9 protein-coding genes are annotated in these 14162 nt (G+C 73.3%); 8 read left to right on the forward strand and 1 reads right to left on the reverse strand.

The window, feature by feature from the left end:
* The first annotated feature begins 120 nt into the window (after positions 1-120).
* The 5 genes from ACFXOZ_RS39740 (at position 121) to ACFXOZ_RS39760 (ending at position 4399) form a co-directional block, all read left to right on the forward strand.
* Entirely contained in the window at positions 121-2169 is a 2049-nt protein-coding gene (locus ACFXOZ_RS39740) for a hypothetical protein (protein ID WP_380594888.1), read from the forward strand.
* Positions 2170-2315: 146 nt separating this feature from the next.
* A complete protein-coding gene (locus ACFXOZ_RS39745) occupies positions 2316-2606 on the forward strand; it encodes a DUF6211 family protein (RefSeq protein WP_380594890.1) in 291 nt (96 codons plus the stop codon).
* The gene (locus tag ACFXOZ_RS39750; RefSeq protein ID WP_380594892.1) at positions 2597-3499 is read left to right on the forward strand and encodes a hypothetical protein; all 903 of its coding nucleotides are present in this window, start codon (positions 2597-2599) and stop codon (positions 3497-3499) included. Before ACFXOZ_RS39745 ends, ACFXOZ_RS39750 begins: the two co-directional genes overlap by 10 nt.
* Positions 3496-3675, forward strand: a complete 180-nt coding sequence (locus ACFXOZ_RS39755; RefSeq protein ID WP_380594894.1) for a hypothetical protein — start codon at positions 3496-3498, stop codon at positions 3673-3675. The genes ACFXOZ_RS39750 and ACFXOZ_RS39755 overlap by 4 nt, the downstream gene beginning before the upstream one ends.
* Positions 3676-3853: 178 nt before the next feature.
* Complete coding sequence (locus tag ACFXOZ_RS39760) at positions 3854-4399, forward strand: HNH endonuclease (protein WP_380594896.1); 546 nt, start codon at positions 3854-3856, stop codon at positions 4397-4399.
* An 89-nt stretch (positions 4400-4488) separates the two neighbouring features.
* On the opposite strand, the gene ACFXOZ_RS39765 is transcribed toward ACFXOZ_RS39760, so the two are convergent.
* Positions 4489-4968 carry a hypothetical protein gene (locus ACFXOZ_RS39765; protein ID WP_380594898.1) on the reverse strand — a complete coding sequence of 160 codons (480 nt, stop codon included), beginning with the start codon at positions 4966-4968 and terminating at the stop codon, positions 4489-4491.
* A 512-nt stretch (positions 4969-5480) separates the two neighbouring features.
* On the opposite strand from ACFXOZ_RS39765, the gene mobF reads away from it, so the two are divergent.
* From mobF to ACFXOZ_RS39780, 3 genes are all read left to right on the forward strand, one after another.
* Positions 5481-10634: a MobF family relaxase gene (gene mobF, locus ACFXOZ_RS39770; RefSeq protein ID WP_380594900.1), complete on the forward strand. Its 5154-nt coding sequence runs from the start codon at positions 5481-5483 to the stop codon at positions 10632-10634.
* A gap of 37 nt (positions 10635-10671) precedes the next feature.
* Positions 10672-11697 carry a trypsin-like peptidase domain-containing protein gene (locus tag ACFXOZ_RS39775; protein ID WP_380594902.1) on the forward strand — a complete coding sequence of 342 codons (1026 nt, stop codon included), beginning with the start codon at positions 10672-10674 and terminating at the stop codon, positions 11695-11697.
* Between the two features lie 683 nt (positions 11698-12380).
* Positions 12381-14120, forward strand: coding sequence for a hypothetical protein (locus tag ACFXOZ_RS39780; RefSeq protein WP_380594904.1), 1740 nt, complete (start codon positions 12381-12383; stop codon positions 14118-14120).
* Positions 14121-14162 lie beyond the last annotated feature (42 nt).

Genomic DNA, 14162 nt, shown 5'->3' on the forward strand with positions numbered 1-14162 from the left:
TGTTTGGGGGGCCTCCGTTTTTTTTTTATATCACACCCCCCCCCACCCCGCCCCCCCCCCGGCGGGCGGGGCGGGGCCCCCGGGCCCCGGCCCCGGCCCCCACCGGACGAGGTGCCCACCATGCTGACCCTGCCCCCGCTCTGCCAGGCCACCACCCAGGACCCCGCCGAGGCCGGCCGCCTGCTCTTCACCGACCGGCCGTGCCGGGCCGACGCCACCCACCGGGTCGTCGGCTACTCCCTCGGCGCCGCCGACCTGGCCGCCACGCACCACGAACTCGCGTGCGCCGCCCACGCCGACCAGCTCGCCGAGCAGTGGACCGACAAGGGGGTGCTGACCACCGGCAAGCGACGCCAGAAGGTCCTTGCCCGCGTCCACCCCTACCGGCCCGGCAGCCTCTACCCGACCACGCTGCAGCCCATGCTCGAAGGCCTGCCGTTCTACGTCCCGCAGCACCGCCCCGCCGCCCCCGCTGCGGTGAAGCCGGCGGCGAAGCGCACCCCGCCGCCGCGGCAGGCCCCGCTGTGGAGCGCCGCCGTCCAGGTCACGGCGGCCGCAGCCACCCCGGCGGCCGCCGTCTTCGCCGAGCCGCCCGCGCTGGTGCTGCCCCCGTGGCTGCGCGCGAAGTCGCAGAACGTCGCCAATGACCGCTGGGCGGTCGAGTGCTCCCGTCACACCGGCGACTGGCTGCACATCAGGATGGTGGACGGCGAACGGATCGACGCCGAGGACTGGGCGCACTACCACGCGCTCGACCACGTCCAGGAGCACCAGCTGGTCACTGCCGCAGAGCTGGAGCTGGCCGAGGCCGCCGCGCTCTCCCGCGGCCAGGCCGAGGTGCTCGGCTGGGCCGAGCGCGGCGAGCTGACCGAGGACCTGCGCGGCTTCTACGTCGCCGACGGCGGGAACTGGCAGCCGAAGACCTTCGGCGTGCGCCGGGTGCGGACGCTGCTGGCGCGCGGGTACCTGGCCTGGCCGCAGGAGACCACCAACTACCGCCGGTACGTACCCCTGTCAGCGGCCGGTCGCGCGATGTGGTCCGCGTGGACCCGGGCCCGCCGCCTCGGCCTGGTCGACTACGCCGACACCGACACCGACACCGGCGTCACCGACCGGGCCCGGCGCCAGTTCGTCCTGCTCGCCGAGGAGTTCCCCGAGGCCCGGGCGGCCCTCGGCCGCGACGTCGACGCCGAACAGCCGGCCCGGCCGCCGACGGTCGACACCGCGGTGGACTGGCACCACCCGGCCGACGCCGGGCACGTGCTGGTCCGCGAGCGCCTGGTCGAGTACGACGGCCACCGGTACACCGTGCGGCGCGCGAGGGAGGGGGAACCGATGACGCTCACCCGCGCCGACGGCGGCCCCGTGCTGGCCGACGGCCTGCGCTGGTGGTCCGAGGTGGAGCAGGCCGTCACCGAGCACGCCCAGGCCGGCGGCCGCGGCGGCGTCGACGAGCTCGGCCCCTGCCCGGTGATCCCGTGGGGCCTGTCCCGGCTCACCTGCCCGGTGACGCTGCACCCAGTCGGCCCGCGCTGGCTGCGGGTCGCCTGCTGCGACTGCGACCGGCTCGACATCGAGGACCGGCTGGCCGGCCTCGGCGAGCACGACCACCAGGCCGGCGCCGTGCACGCCGCCGTCCACCACGCCCAGGCCCACGAGAAGCGCCTGCGCGGCTACATGGAGGCCCACCGGCGCGAGGCGGCGGCCAAGGACCTGGCGCCGCACTTCGCCGTGGAACTGTGGGCCGTCCTGGCGGCCGCCCACGTGCGCGCGGACGGCCTCACATGGGACGGCCGGCGCTACCGGATGATCCCCGCCGACACGCCCACCGGCACCGCGTCGAAGGGACGCCTGGTACGGCGCGAGCTGGTCGAGCTGCTGCAGCGCGGCGCCTACCTGTACGCCCGCAAGGACGCCGGACCGATCCGCCCCACCCCGGACGGCGTGCTCGCCGTCGAGGCCCTCACCGGCGTCGAGCTCCCGCCGACCTGGCCCAAGGGCCGCAAGGCGCCGGAAGACCTCCCGCTGCTGCCTGGCGGATGGGCGCACGAGCGCCGGATGAACCGCATCCTCGCCGACCTGGACGAGTGGGCGGGCGAGCTGGAGCAGCGCCTGCGGACCGCGCCGGAGAACGCCGGCGATTCCCCCGCCCCGCAAACTCTGGTTTAATTGTCTCCTGTCTCGGTCGGCTTCGGCCGGCCGAGACAACGACAAGGGCCCGCCGCTTCCGCGACGGGCCCTGTCCGACCGGTCGGCAAAGCTTGGCAACTGGCCTTCCGGTCCGGGCGTTCCCACCAACAAGTGAAAGAACTCCAATGACGATGGTACCCGAATCCCACTTCCCCGTTGAGCAGCCCGGCGACAGCACTCCGTTCCCCGGCGACATGGTCGTGCTGCGGCCGTCCGTCGCCCGCACCGCCCCCGCAGCGGACCACTTCCTGATCGCTGACTGGTACCAGGGTGACCGGGACAGCGGCCTGTTCGAGCTCAACCTGCCGGCCGAGCACCCGCAGTGGGAGGACTGGGCCATGGTGGTCACCGAACACGACCTGGCCACCGTCATCCGCCACAGCCCGGGCGGCGTCCAGACGTGGGGATGGCTGTGACCCGCGCACCGCTGCCGGCACCCCCGGCCGCCACCGACCCCCTGGAGACGCCCGTGAACGCCGACCCCGCCGCCGAGCACGGCCCGGACGAGCTGCTCGACCAGGCCGTCCGACTGCTCGCCGAACGGCCCGGCGCCGACGACGCCGAGCTCGCCCACACCGCCCACCGGCTGCATCCCCAGACCACCGAGCAGGACTGGCTGGCCGTCATCGACGGCGCACGCTCCCAGCTGCGCGACCGGGCCACGCTCGCGGCCGACCACGGGCTCAGCACCCGCACCCTGCAACGCCTGTGGACCGCACGCGAGAAGAACGCGCACCCGCCCGCGGTCGTGATCGGCGGAGTGATGCACTGGTGCGCGCCGCAGTGGCGCCGCTGGCACGAGGACCTGGCCGCCGCCACGGCCGCCGAGTACAAGGCGAAGGCCGACGTCGTCAACGTCTGCGCCGACGACGACCCGGACGAGCTGCTGCCGATCAACGCCCTGGCCAAGATCATGGGTCACTCCGACACCAGCACGGTGCTCGGGTGGCGCTCGAATCCGCCGACCGGGTCGATCGGTGACCTGCTGCGCGGCGATCCGGACGGGGAGGTGCGCCACTACGGCAAGGTGGTGCCCGCCTACCGTCGCAGCCGGCTGCAGGAGGCCGCCGAGAAGGCGCCCGCCCGCGGCCGCAGCGGAGCCGGCCGGGGAGCCGGCCGCAAGCCGAAGGCCCACCCGTGGGCCGGCGACCCCAAGCTCGACCTGGCCCGCCGGCTGCTCGCCGAGCAGCCCGACGCCAGCACCGCCGACCTGGTGCGGGCCGCCCGCCAGGAGGACGGCACCGGCACGTCCGAGCCGACCTGGCGTCAGATCGTGGAGACCGCCCGCACCCACCCGGAGGCGAAGTGACCGCCGCTACCCGCTGCCCGCGCTGCGGCGGCACCCTGGAGGGCTCGACCGCCCGCTCGCGCACGACCATCAACCGTGACCGCGTGATCTGCTCGCCCTGCGGCAGCGACGAGGCCGTGCGCGACCAGCGCGGCCTGGCCCCGATCCCGCCGACCGACTGGCCCGTCCGCCCGTAGCACCTGCCCCGGTTCTGCTTCTGGCCCCTCAGGCGAGGGGGTGAGAGCAGAACCCCGACCCGGCCCCCGGCGCCCCGCGCCGGGGGCCGCCGTGTGTCCCGGGCGAGTCCGCGCGCGCCGCCACGGCCAGGTGCCCCTGGCACAATGATCCGGCCGACCGGGCGGAGCGGGGGAGAGCATGGCGAGTCGAGCCGAGCAGGCGCTGGCGTACGCCGCCGAGCGGAGCATCCTGGTGCCGCACGGATGCCGGTACTGGACCCAGAGCCTGACGAGTGACGGCTACGCCAAGGCGACCATCACCGAGGACGGGCGCGAGCGCACCGTGCGGGTGCACCGGTGGCTGGTCGAGGAGGTGCGCGGACCGCGGCCGATGCCCGCCGTGCTGAAAATCGCGCACGGCTGTAACGAGTCTCTGTGTATCGAGCTCGGCCACCTGGCGGCCGGCTCCCAGCTGGCAAACCTTCGGCAGATGGCAGCCCAGGGCCGCTCGGCCGGCCGGGCGCACGTCGGCACCGCCGACAGCCGCGGCCCACTCGGCCGGGCGCAGGCCATCCAGGCCGCGCTCCGGGACGGGCTGGACCTGCCCGTACTGGCAGCCGCGATGCGCGCCGGCGAGGTGCGGCCGCTGGTGCGCGAGGCCCTGGCGGGTGGGTACGACGCCGAGACCTACCTGGCCGCCGTCGAGGCGAGCGACCCGAGCCGCTCCCAGCTCCCGCTGTTCTGACCGGCCGTCGGCCTGAGCAACAAAACGGCCCCGCCCTGGCGGATGGGTGACCATCCCCGGGGCGGGGCCGACGTGCGTTCAGCAGCGGATCACACCGCCGCCGGATCTCCTGGCGGTTGGGTGGCGCTCACCGGTCCGTAGGCCGGTGCGCTGTCCTGCTGCTCGGGGATCGTAGCGGACGGAGCCTTAGCCGGTGCCGCCTTCGCGGCCGCGGCAGCCTTCGCGGCCGTGGTGTGTCGGCGCTTCGCCGCCTTGACCTCGGCCTCGGTCAGGCCGAGCCGCTCGGCCGCCTCGGCCACGTCCACCCCGGTGGCGAGCAGGTCGACCACCAGGGCGTCGATCGCCGCCAGCTTGACGGCCCGCTTCGCAGCGCGGTCGGCTTCCAGCTTGTCCAGGAGTTCCTCCGTCTCTTCGTTGAACGTCTCCACCTGGTCCAGGCCCAGGATGATCTCGCCGGCGATCCGCCGGCGTTCGGCCGCCCGCTTCTCGAATCGCTCGGCCCGCTCGGCCGCGGTTCGGGTTGCCTTCTGGCGCGCCGACAGCTGGCGCGCCCCCCTGCTCTCAGCCATCCGGCTACCTCCCGTTGATCGTCAACCGTGGTGCACATTGTGCCCCGCCCGCCCCGCGGGCGGGGCGGGCGGCGGGGGAGTGAACCCACCGTCAGGCCGTTGGGGAGCGCCGGCGCCCCGCCGTCCCTGCCGCCCCACCGTACGCAGGAGCGCCGCCGGCGTCCGTGCGGAGCCTGATCGCCCCGGCCTCCCGCTCCGCCGTTCGCCGTAGGGGCTTCTGTCAGCCAGTCACCCGCAGGTCGGTGCCGCACCCGTCTGCCGGCTCTCCCCGTGCCGCGCTCACAGGGTGCGTCGTCTGTGCGGCTTTCCACAGATCTGCTCGGTGAGCAGATCTGTGGAAAGCCGCCTCGCAAGCTCGTGACCGTTACTGATCTTGAAAACGCTCGTCTCCCCGATGAACCCGCCCGCTCGCAAGCTCCCGTTCGGCTCCATCGGCTCGCCTTGCTTTTTCAAGATCAGTAACGGTCACACCTCATGCACTTGAGTGACCCTGGGGGTAAGATCGCCGCGTGATGACCGTCCACCGCCTCAGCGCCGGGGACGGGTACGCCTACTACATCCGCGAGACCGTCAGCGCCGACGAGCGCCGCGAGATCGGCCGCGAACTCGGCGACTACTACACCGCCCAAGGCCAGCCTCCCGGCCTGTGGATGGGCTCCGGGATCCAGCTCCTCGGTGTGTCGGGCACGGTCACCGAGGCCCAGATGAAGGCCCTGTTCGGCCAGGGACTCCATCCTGACGCCGAGCGGATCATCGCCGATCGGATCGCCGCCGGCGACAGCTCCAAGCGGGCCCTGGCCGCCGCGAAGCTCGGCCGGGCCTTCCCGCAGTTCAAGAACCGCGACACCGAGTTCGGCCGCCGCTTCGAGGAGGAGCTGGCGACCTTCGAGCGGCTCAACCGCCGCGCGCCGGACGCCACGGAGCGTGCCGCCCTGCGCGGCAAGGTCGGCTCCCTGATGTTCCGTGAGGCACACGGCCGGGGCCCGACCTCCAAGGAGGATCTGGGCCGCTTCATCAAGCGCGCCGAGGGCGGGAAGCGGCAGGAGGCCGTTGCCGGGTTCGACCTGGTCTTCTCGGCCCCGAAGAGCGTCAGCGTGCTGTGGGCGCTGGGCGACGAGGAGGTGCGCCAGGCCGTCGAGCGGGCTCATGGGCAGGCCATCGCCGACACCCTCGCGTGGCTGGAGGCCGAGGCCACCATGACCCGGACCGGCACCGGCGGCATTGCCCAGGAGCACGTTCAGGGCGGCCTGATCGCGACCCGCTTCCGCCACTACGACAACCGCGAGGGCGAGCCCCTGCTCCACGACCACGTGGTGATTGCCAACAAGGTCCTGGGCGTTGACGGCAAGTGGCGGAGCCTGGATGGAACCTTGCTGTTCGCCCAGAACGTCCCGGCCAGTGAGCTGTACAACGCCCGGGTGGTCGAGGTCGTCTGCGACGCGCTCGGCCTGCGCGCCGAAGCTCGCGAGGTGACCGCCGGCAAGCGCCCGGTGATGGAGATCGCCGGAGTCGGATCCGACCTGATCGAGGGCCACTCGGCCCGCTCCCGGAGCATCAAGGAGCGCACCGCCGAACTGGTCGAGGAGTTCCGCCAGCAGCACGGCCGGGAGCCGTCCAGCAAGGCCCTGCTGCAGCTGATGCAGCAGGCCACGCTCGACACCCGCCCCGACAAGGGGCACGCCCGGGCACTGTCCGACCTGCGGGTCGAGTGGCGCGCGGCCGCCGTCGACGCCTACGGCGCCGAACGCGTGGACGCCCTGCTGCAGAGCGCCCGCGCCGCTGCGGACGGCTTCCGTGAGGACACCGCCGCCGTCCGGATCGACGTGGAGACCGCCGCCCGCGAGGTGATCGAAACCGTCTCGGACCACCGCAGCGTGTGGGGCCGGCGCCAGGTCCTGGCCGAGGCCCGCCGGTGGGTGATGGCCGCGACCCGCGGAACACGGCCCGGCGCCAAGCTCGCCGACCAGATCGCCGAACTGGCGCTCTCCCGCGAGGCCATCAACATCACACCGCCGGACCCGAACCCCAGCTTCGCACCGCTCACCCGCCCCGACGGGACCAGCATCTACCGGCGCCGGGAGACCGAGCTGTTCACCTCCGCGGCGGTGCTCGCCGCCGAGGACCGGATCGTCGGAGCCGCCCGCACCCGCGTCATCCCGGCCGCCTCCGCCGAGGCCTTCGAGCGCGTGCTAGCTGCCTACCAGCAGGCCAACCCCGGCCGCCCGCTGGACGCCGGACAGCGGGCCCTGGCCCGCCGCTTCGCGACCGGCGAGCACCTGGTCGAGGCCGCGATCGGCCCGGCCGGAGCGGGCAAGACCACCGCCATGGCCGTGGCCGCCGACGCCGTGCGCGAAGCCGGCGGCCGCGTGATCGGCTTGGGCCCCTCCGCCCGCGCCGCCGCCGAGCTCAGCGCCGGAATCGACGCGCCCGCCTACGTCCTGCACCAGTGGCTGGGCCAACGCGAGCGGGCCCGCCAGGGCGAGCCCGTCCCGGCTGAGTTCGAGATCGGCGCGGGGGACATGCTGATCGTGGACGAGGCCGGGATGGCGGGCACCCGCCGCCTCGCCGACGTCGTCGCCGAAGCCGAGCGCGCCGGTGCCGTGGTCCGCCTGATCGGCGACCCCGGACAGCTGGCGAGCGTCGAGGCCGGCGGCGCCCTGCGACTGCTCGCCAACACCACCGACGTGGTCGAGCTTGAGCAGGTGCACCGCTTCCGCGCGCCCGGGGAAGCGGCCGCCTCCCTCGCGCTGCGGGCGGGTGAGCCCGAGGACGCATGGGCCTGGTACCTGGCCCAGGACCGGATCGTGGCCGGCAGCCGCGAGCAGATGCTGCAGGCCATTTTCAGGGACTGGCAGCACGACGTCGAACAGGGCCGACCCGCCCTGATGATGGCCGACGACAACGCGAGCGTGGGCGAGCTCAACGGCGCGGCCCAGGCCTACCGGCTGGGCGCCGGACAGCTCGACACGACGCACACCGTCCACCTGCGCGACGGCCTGGCCGCCCACCGCGGCGACCTGGTCGTGACCCGCCGCAACGCCCGGAAGACCGTAGTGCGCGGCGGCCGCGACTTCGTGAAGAACGGCGACCAGTGGTCCGTCGTCGCCGTCAACGGCGACGGCTCCCTGATCGTGCGGCACACCGACCACGGCGGCCGCGCGACCCTGCCGGCCGACTACGTCAGCCGGTACGTGGAGCTCGGCTACGCCAGCACCGGCCACCGCGGCCAGGGCGCCACCGTCGCCACCGGATCCGGCCTGCTCAGCAGGAAAACCTCCCGGGAAGCCGCCTACGTCGAGATGACGCGCGGCCGCGAACACAACCGCGGCTACGTCATCCTGGACGACGGCGAAACGATGGCCGACGTCCTCACCGCCATCGCCCGCAACTCGCAGGCGTCGATCTCCGCGACGGAGACGATCCGTGAGGAGCAGGACCGCGCGGTCAGCGTCCGCCAGCTCGCCAACGAGTACACCGACGTCCACGCCCGCGCTCTCTCCCTGCGCTACCAGAGCATGCTCCGCTCGGTGATCGGCGAGGCCGCCGAGGAGTTCATCGCGGCCGACGCCTGGCAGGCCGTGGTCCGCGCGGTCCGCGACGCCGAGCGTGAGGGATTCGCCCCCGAGCGGATCCTGCTCGCCGCCTACAGCGAGCGCGACTTCGACGACGCCGAGGACGTCGCGGCAGTGCTGAGCTGGCGCATCGACAACCACGTGGACGACGCCCGCCAGCTCACGGAGAAGCTGCGGACGGAGAACCCCAACCGGCCCCTGGCCGACCTCACCCCCGAGCAGCTCCAAGGCCTCGCCCAGCGCGCCGCCGAGCACCGCGCGCACGCGCTGGAGAACCTGCGCCGGGCCGACGCCCGCGTGGCCAACCAGCCACGGGCCGTCGAAGTCGAGGGCCAGCCCGTTCCGGCCTGGCCCCACCGTGCGTACGGCGACCTCACCCGTGCTCAGCTCGCCGACGCCATCGCCCGGGCCCGCCGCCTGAGCCGGGCCGGCGACCTCGGCGGGGATGCCGCGCGCGAGGCCTCCGCCGACCTCTTCGCGCTGCGGCGCGAGCAGCGGTTGCGTGCCCGCATGGCGCCGATCGACCGTATGCGCGAGACCTGGCAGCGCGAGCCCGGAACCGGGCACGCGGCCACCGCCGGGCAGGACGGCATGACCGTCGCCGCGACGATGCAGGGCAACCTCCAAGGGAAGGATGAGGCCCGCCAGCGGGTTGAGCAGGCCGAGGTCGTCACCGCCCGGGTGCGCGCCGAACAGCGCCTGCGGCAGCTGCTGCCCGACGCCGCCCCCATCACCCCGGACAACAGCGGCCCGCTTCCGGAGTGGCTCGCGCCGCGCGAGGTCGAGCGCGACGCGCACACCCCGCAGGCCTGGACCGAGCACCTGCAGGCCCGCCGCGAGGTGATCGAAGACCGCCTGCGCCAGACCGGCCAGAACCTCGCCCAGGACCCGCCCGAGTGGGCGCGTCCGCTCGGCCCCGTCCCGCCGGTGGACCACGAGCTGCGCGAGGCATGGGAGCGCACCGCCGCCCTGGCCGACGCCTGGCGGACCCGCCGCCAGGTCCGCGACAGCGAGCCCGGAATCGGAGACCGCCCCGATGCCGACCGTGACGCCGACGCCTGGCAGACGCTGCAGGACCAGATGGCCCAGGTAGGCCGTCGGGCACGCGCCGTCGAGGCCGCCGCCCACCGCGGTGACGTCCTCTACCCGGCCGCCGACCCGGCGCTCCAGGACGCTCTGGGGACAGCCACCGAGTTGGAGCCGGCCGCCGTCGCCGTCGCCGAAGAGGCCCGCGCTATCGAGGCCGGGCTGGCCGAGTCGGCGGCCCAGGACGTCGCCGTCGAGGACGAGGTCGACAGCACCGAGGAGAACTGGCAGGACCTGCCCTACGCCATGCTCTCCGATGCCGAGTTGACGGTGGCGCTGGCCTACGCGGCCGAGGCCGCCGAAGCCGCCCACGACCAGGCCGCCGCCCAGGACGCCCGCGTTGCCGAGCTCGCGGCCGCGCTTGCCCCGGGCGGGGACGTCGAGCAGCGCATCGCTGCCCGGGCCGAGCGCGTCGAGGCCATCCAGGAGATGCGTGCGACCGCCGTCCTGGTCACAGAACTGACTGCTGGCGTCGAGTACGACCGGAACCTCACCGTCGACATCGAGGCAAGGCTGACGGAGACCAACCGGTTCGGCCGCCCGACCGTACGGGGCCCCGAACGCGAGCAGATGGAGCGCCAACTGCTCGACCTTCGCACGTCCGTCGACCGTCGAAACCTGGAGCTCGCCGCGGCACGGCAGCGCCTGCAGGACAGCGCTCAGCGCGCCGGAGACCCCGCCGAGCACGACGAGCGACTGGCCGCCTGGGAGCGCGCCGGCGGCAGCCGCGACGCGGTGCTGGAACGGACCAGCACGTCGCGCGCACGGGGTCTGCAAGCAGCCCGTGCCGAGGCCACGGCCGCGCGCGACCGGGTCACGGAGCTGGACGCCTCGGCGGCGACGATCCGCCAGGAGATGCAGCGGCGCGACGCCCAGCCGTACGACCAGCGCCTCTCGGAGGAGGCCCGCCGGATCCAGGCCGCCCAGCGCACCGTCGAGCAGCAGCGCCAGCAGCAGGGCCCCGAGCAGAACCGCGGCGGCCGCAACCGCAACGGCCCCGAACTGTAGGAAGAGCAGACGGGCCCAGGGCCGCTAGCCTTCCGGCATGTCGCAGCTGCCCAAGCCCGCCCGCCTTGACGATGGACTCTCCTCGGGATTCCCCCGGGTCCTGGAGCTCCCTTCCCTTGCCTCGCTGTACATCCAGCCCCTGACCCCCATGGGCACCGTCGAGAATGGCCGGGCCGCCACCGGCTTCATCGTCCGCAACACCCGCGGCATGCCCTATCTGGTGACTAACCGGCACGTGGTCACAGGCCGCAACAGCCTTGACGGAGACAAGTCGAGCGGAGCGGCGATCTCCGCGCTCCGGGTCTTCCTCCCGCGCGCCGACAGGCTCGGCGAGTGGCTTCCGGTCGTTCTGGAACTCTGGGACGCGAGCGAGGACCCCGACGACCCGGTGCGCCGGCCGTCCTGGCTGGAGCACCCCGACCTCGGGTGGAAGGTCGACGTCGTCGCCATCCCGCTGTCAGGCCCGAGCTTCGAGCGCGACCTAGACCTGATGGCATACACCGTCTCTGGCGCGGCCCTCCCTCGCCTGGCCGTCGCCAGCGAGCTGCACGTGATCGGCTTCCCACTCGGATTCGATCCCTTCAAGGCCCAGGTACCCCTTGGCGTGTGGACCCGCGGAACCATCGCCTGGCACCCGTCGCTGGACTGGCAGGGACTCCCCGCGACCCTGATCGACTGCCGGGCGCGCCCGGGTCAATCCGGATCCCCAGTCGTCTTCTCCGCTGCCCCGTTCACCCGGTTCGTCACCTCTGCGGGAGTCATACAGGAGGCCGACACGTGGACGTACGACCTGGTCGGGATCTACAGCGGCCGCATCGTAGATGGCAGTGATGTGGGCGTGGTCTGGAAGCGCAGTGCCATCGACGCCGTTGTGGAGCAGGGCGTGCAACCGGACGGTCCGACGGTCAGCCCGTTCGACGAGGCGGTGAACATCGAGGACCTCCTGACAGCGCGGACGGACATGGCCGCAGGCGGCAGCGCATGGAGCTCGTGGCCTCATCCCCCTGCGGGCGGTGGCGGGCCGGACCGTGGGGCTTCTGCGAGGCCGGCCTCGGCGACGTGAGGGATCACCTGAACAGCCAGGCGGCGCCTCCACCGCTACCGATAGCGGCGACAAGTGGGAGCAGCCAGTACGGCACCCGATGGATGGTCAAGTGAAGGCCGCCGGCGCGCAGCTCGAAGATGGGGCGGCCGTCCTGGCCGCCAGGGGGCTGGGGGTGTTGCGATCGCCTTTGAGACATGGCTTCTCCTCCTTCGGACGTGCGGCATCCCCTTCGACCGGCACATCGGGCACGACTGCTTCGGCTGCGTCGCGGGGACAAGGCCCAACGTAGGTGGCAGCCGCCCACTTGGATGGCCGATTGGGCCACTACTGGGCCAGGACTGGGCCAGGACTGGGCCACTTGTGAACTCGTGAAGTTCATGGTGCCCCCGCCGACGAACCCCAGCGGGGACCTTGCGACGGCTGAGGGCTGCCGAGGCCAAGAGCAGCAGGGGCAGCTGGTGCCCCGCTGTTCCGGCCGACAAGAGCGGCGGAGTCGCCTAGGGGTCGGCCCGGGCGGGAGCGTTGTTGAGGCGACCTGGCCCGGGCCGATCGACATCATCGCACATGCCCTCTGAGCTGGGAGAACGCCCCGAGCCCCAATTAATTCACAACACATGTTGCGAATTTAAGCGGAGAGTGCCAGGCTGGTCACGTTGAGGCGCCCGGCCGGTCGGCCGGGACACCACCAAGGGAGCATCCGCATGATCCGCGTTACCGTGCCCGGCCGACTGCCGGGTGTCGTCGTCAGCCGGCGCACTCTCCTCACCGGCCCGAACCCGAACCTCACCCAGGGCGAGGACCTGCTTCCGGGCGAGACCACCGACCTGCCCGAGGGCGCACTGATCCACTGCGAGGACCGGTCGGCCGCCCGCTGCCAGCTCGGCAGCAGCTACGTCGAGCGCTCCTGCGAGACCTCCGTGCACCTGGTCACCGCCACGGGCCTGCGCGAGGTGGGCCACGAGGCGACCGGCGAGACCTTGGGCAGCCTGCTGGCCGCCCACCCGGTACCGGACCTCGCGTCCTGGCGCGCAGCCCGGGACGCGAGGCGCGCCGCCCTGGACCGGACCTCCCACCGGGCCGGGAAGCTGCTCGCGGTCTCCATCGGCTCGATGATCTACCCGCACGCGATGGTGCAGGACGCCACCAAGCACAGCCCCACCCCCGACCACGTGCAGCACCTTCCGCGCCTGGACTACATCCGCAGCCGGGACTCCAGCTGGCCGATGGACCAGGACGACGTCCGCCTGGACGAGGCGGCCGGCGTGCTGTGGGTGCTCGGCGGCGCGTACGGCATCACCCGCTCGGTGCCGCTCACCCCCGAACGGGCCACCCTGGTCGCCGACCTGCGGGCCCACTTCCACGACTCCCACGAGTGGGCGGTGGCCGGGCCCGACGCCGAAGCCGCCGAGATCCTCTCGGCGGCGGGCTGGAGCCCGGACCAGGTCGCCAAACTCCGCAACGTCGTCGTCCACGACTTCGCCGACGCGCAGACGCTGCTGTCGCGCACGGGACAGCAGTGGAAGGCTTCGGGCTGGGACCTGCGCTTCGGCGACGGCTCGCTCGACACCTGGCGGATGGCCGACGCCGGGCGCCTCGCAGACCATGGCCTGACCGCTCACCGGGCCACCGAACTCCACAAGGCCGGGCACGCCACTGTCGAGGAGCTGCTGGCCGCCCGAGCGCCCAAGATCCCTGCGGAGGCGACGCGCATCCGGATCGGCTACCTGGACAACGGGTTCGACACGGACATCGACGTCTACTTCAACGACCCCGGCGTCGCCCGGAAGTTCGCCGCCCTCCGCCCGAGCACCTGGCGGACGGAGCCCGACATCACGTGCGAGGTGGGCCCCCGCCCGCTGCACGTGGCCCACGGCTGGTCGCTCTGGGACGACGGGAAGCTGTGCACCGGGGCCTGGAACAACGTGATCTCCGACCCGGAGGACATCAGCAGCCTGCCCGTCCCCGCGGTGACCGGGCTCAACCTGCTGGCCCGCACCGGCGACCTCGCCACGTCGGACTGGGCCCGCCGCTTGGCCACCGCGACCGGCCACCAGGACCTGGAGGCCGACAAGGGCGGTTGGGAGGTAAGGCAGGAGGGCCAGCACGCCGTACTCACCCGGCACGCCTTCCAGACGCCGGACGGGATCCTCACCCTCTGGCAGGTCACCACCAACTGGTGGCTCGCCGCGGGGGAGGACTCGGAGGAGCGTTGGTTCCACAGCCTCCACGGCGAGGAGGCGGCCGCCCGCGCGGACTTCCGGGCCCGCTGCACCGCCCCCGAACCCGAGCCCCGGCCGGAGCGTGCCCGGATCGTCGGCTACTGCGACAACTGCGGCGCCGGCGCCACCGCGCTGGCCGAGCGCTCGGACTCCTCCGGCATCAGCGGCCACGTCGGCCTGTGCTGCGCGGACGACGACTACTTCATGCTGTCGTTCGCCTGACCCACCCCCCACCCGGTTGGTGCGGCACGGACAGTCCGTGCC

It is taken from the genome of Kitasatospora sp. NPDC059160, assembly GCF_042755465.1.
In the GTDB taxonomy this organism is placed as follows: Bacteria; Actinomycetota; Actinomycetes; order Streptomycetales; family Streptomycetaceae; genus Kitasatospora.

Coding starts and splice junctions, on each gene's coding strand:
- ACFXOZ_RS39750 (WP_380594892.1), top strand. CDS start 2,597: ATGGCTGTGACCCGCGCACCGCTGCCGGCACCCCCGGCCGCCACCGAC.
- ACFXOZ_RS39765 (WP_380594898.1), bottom strand. CDS start 4,968: ATGGCTGAGAGCAGGGGGGCGCGCCAGCTGTCGGCGCGCCAGAAGGCA.
- ACFXOZ_RS39780 (WP_380594904.1), top strand. CDS start 12,381: ATGATCCGCGTTACCGTGCCCGGCCGACTGCCGGGTGTCGTCGTCAGC.
- mobF (WP_380594900.1), top strand. CDS start 5,481: ATGACCGTCCACCGCCTCAGCGCCGGGGACGGGTACGCCTACTACATC.
- ACFXOZ_RS39760 (WP_380594896.1), top strand. CDS start 3,854: ATGGCGAGTCGAGCCGAGCAGGCGCTGGCGTACGCCGCCGAGCGGAGC.
- ACFXOZ_RS39745 (WP_380594890.1), top strand. CDS start 2,316: ATGACGATGGTACCCGAATCCCACTTCCCCGTTGAGCAGCCCGGCGAC.
- ACFXOZ_RS39775 (WP_380594902.1), top strand. CDS start 10,672: ATGTCGCAGCTGCCCAAGCCCGCCCGCCTTGACGATGGACTCTCCTCG.
- ACFXOZ_RS39740 (WP_380594888.1), top strand. CDS start 121: ATGCTGACCCTGCCCCCGCTCTGCCAGGCCACCACCCAGGACCCCGCC.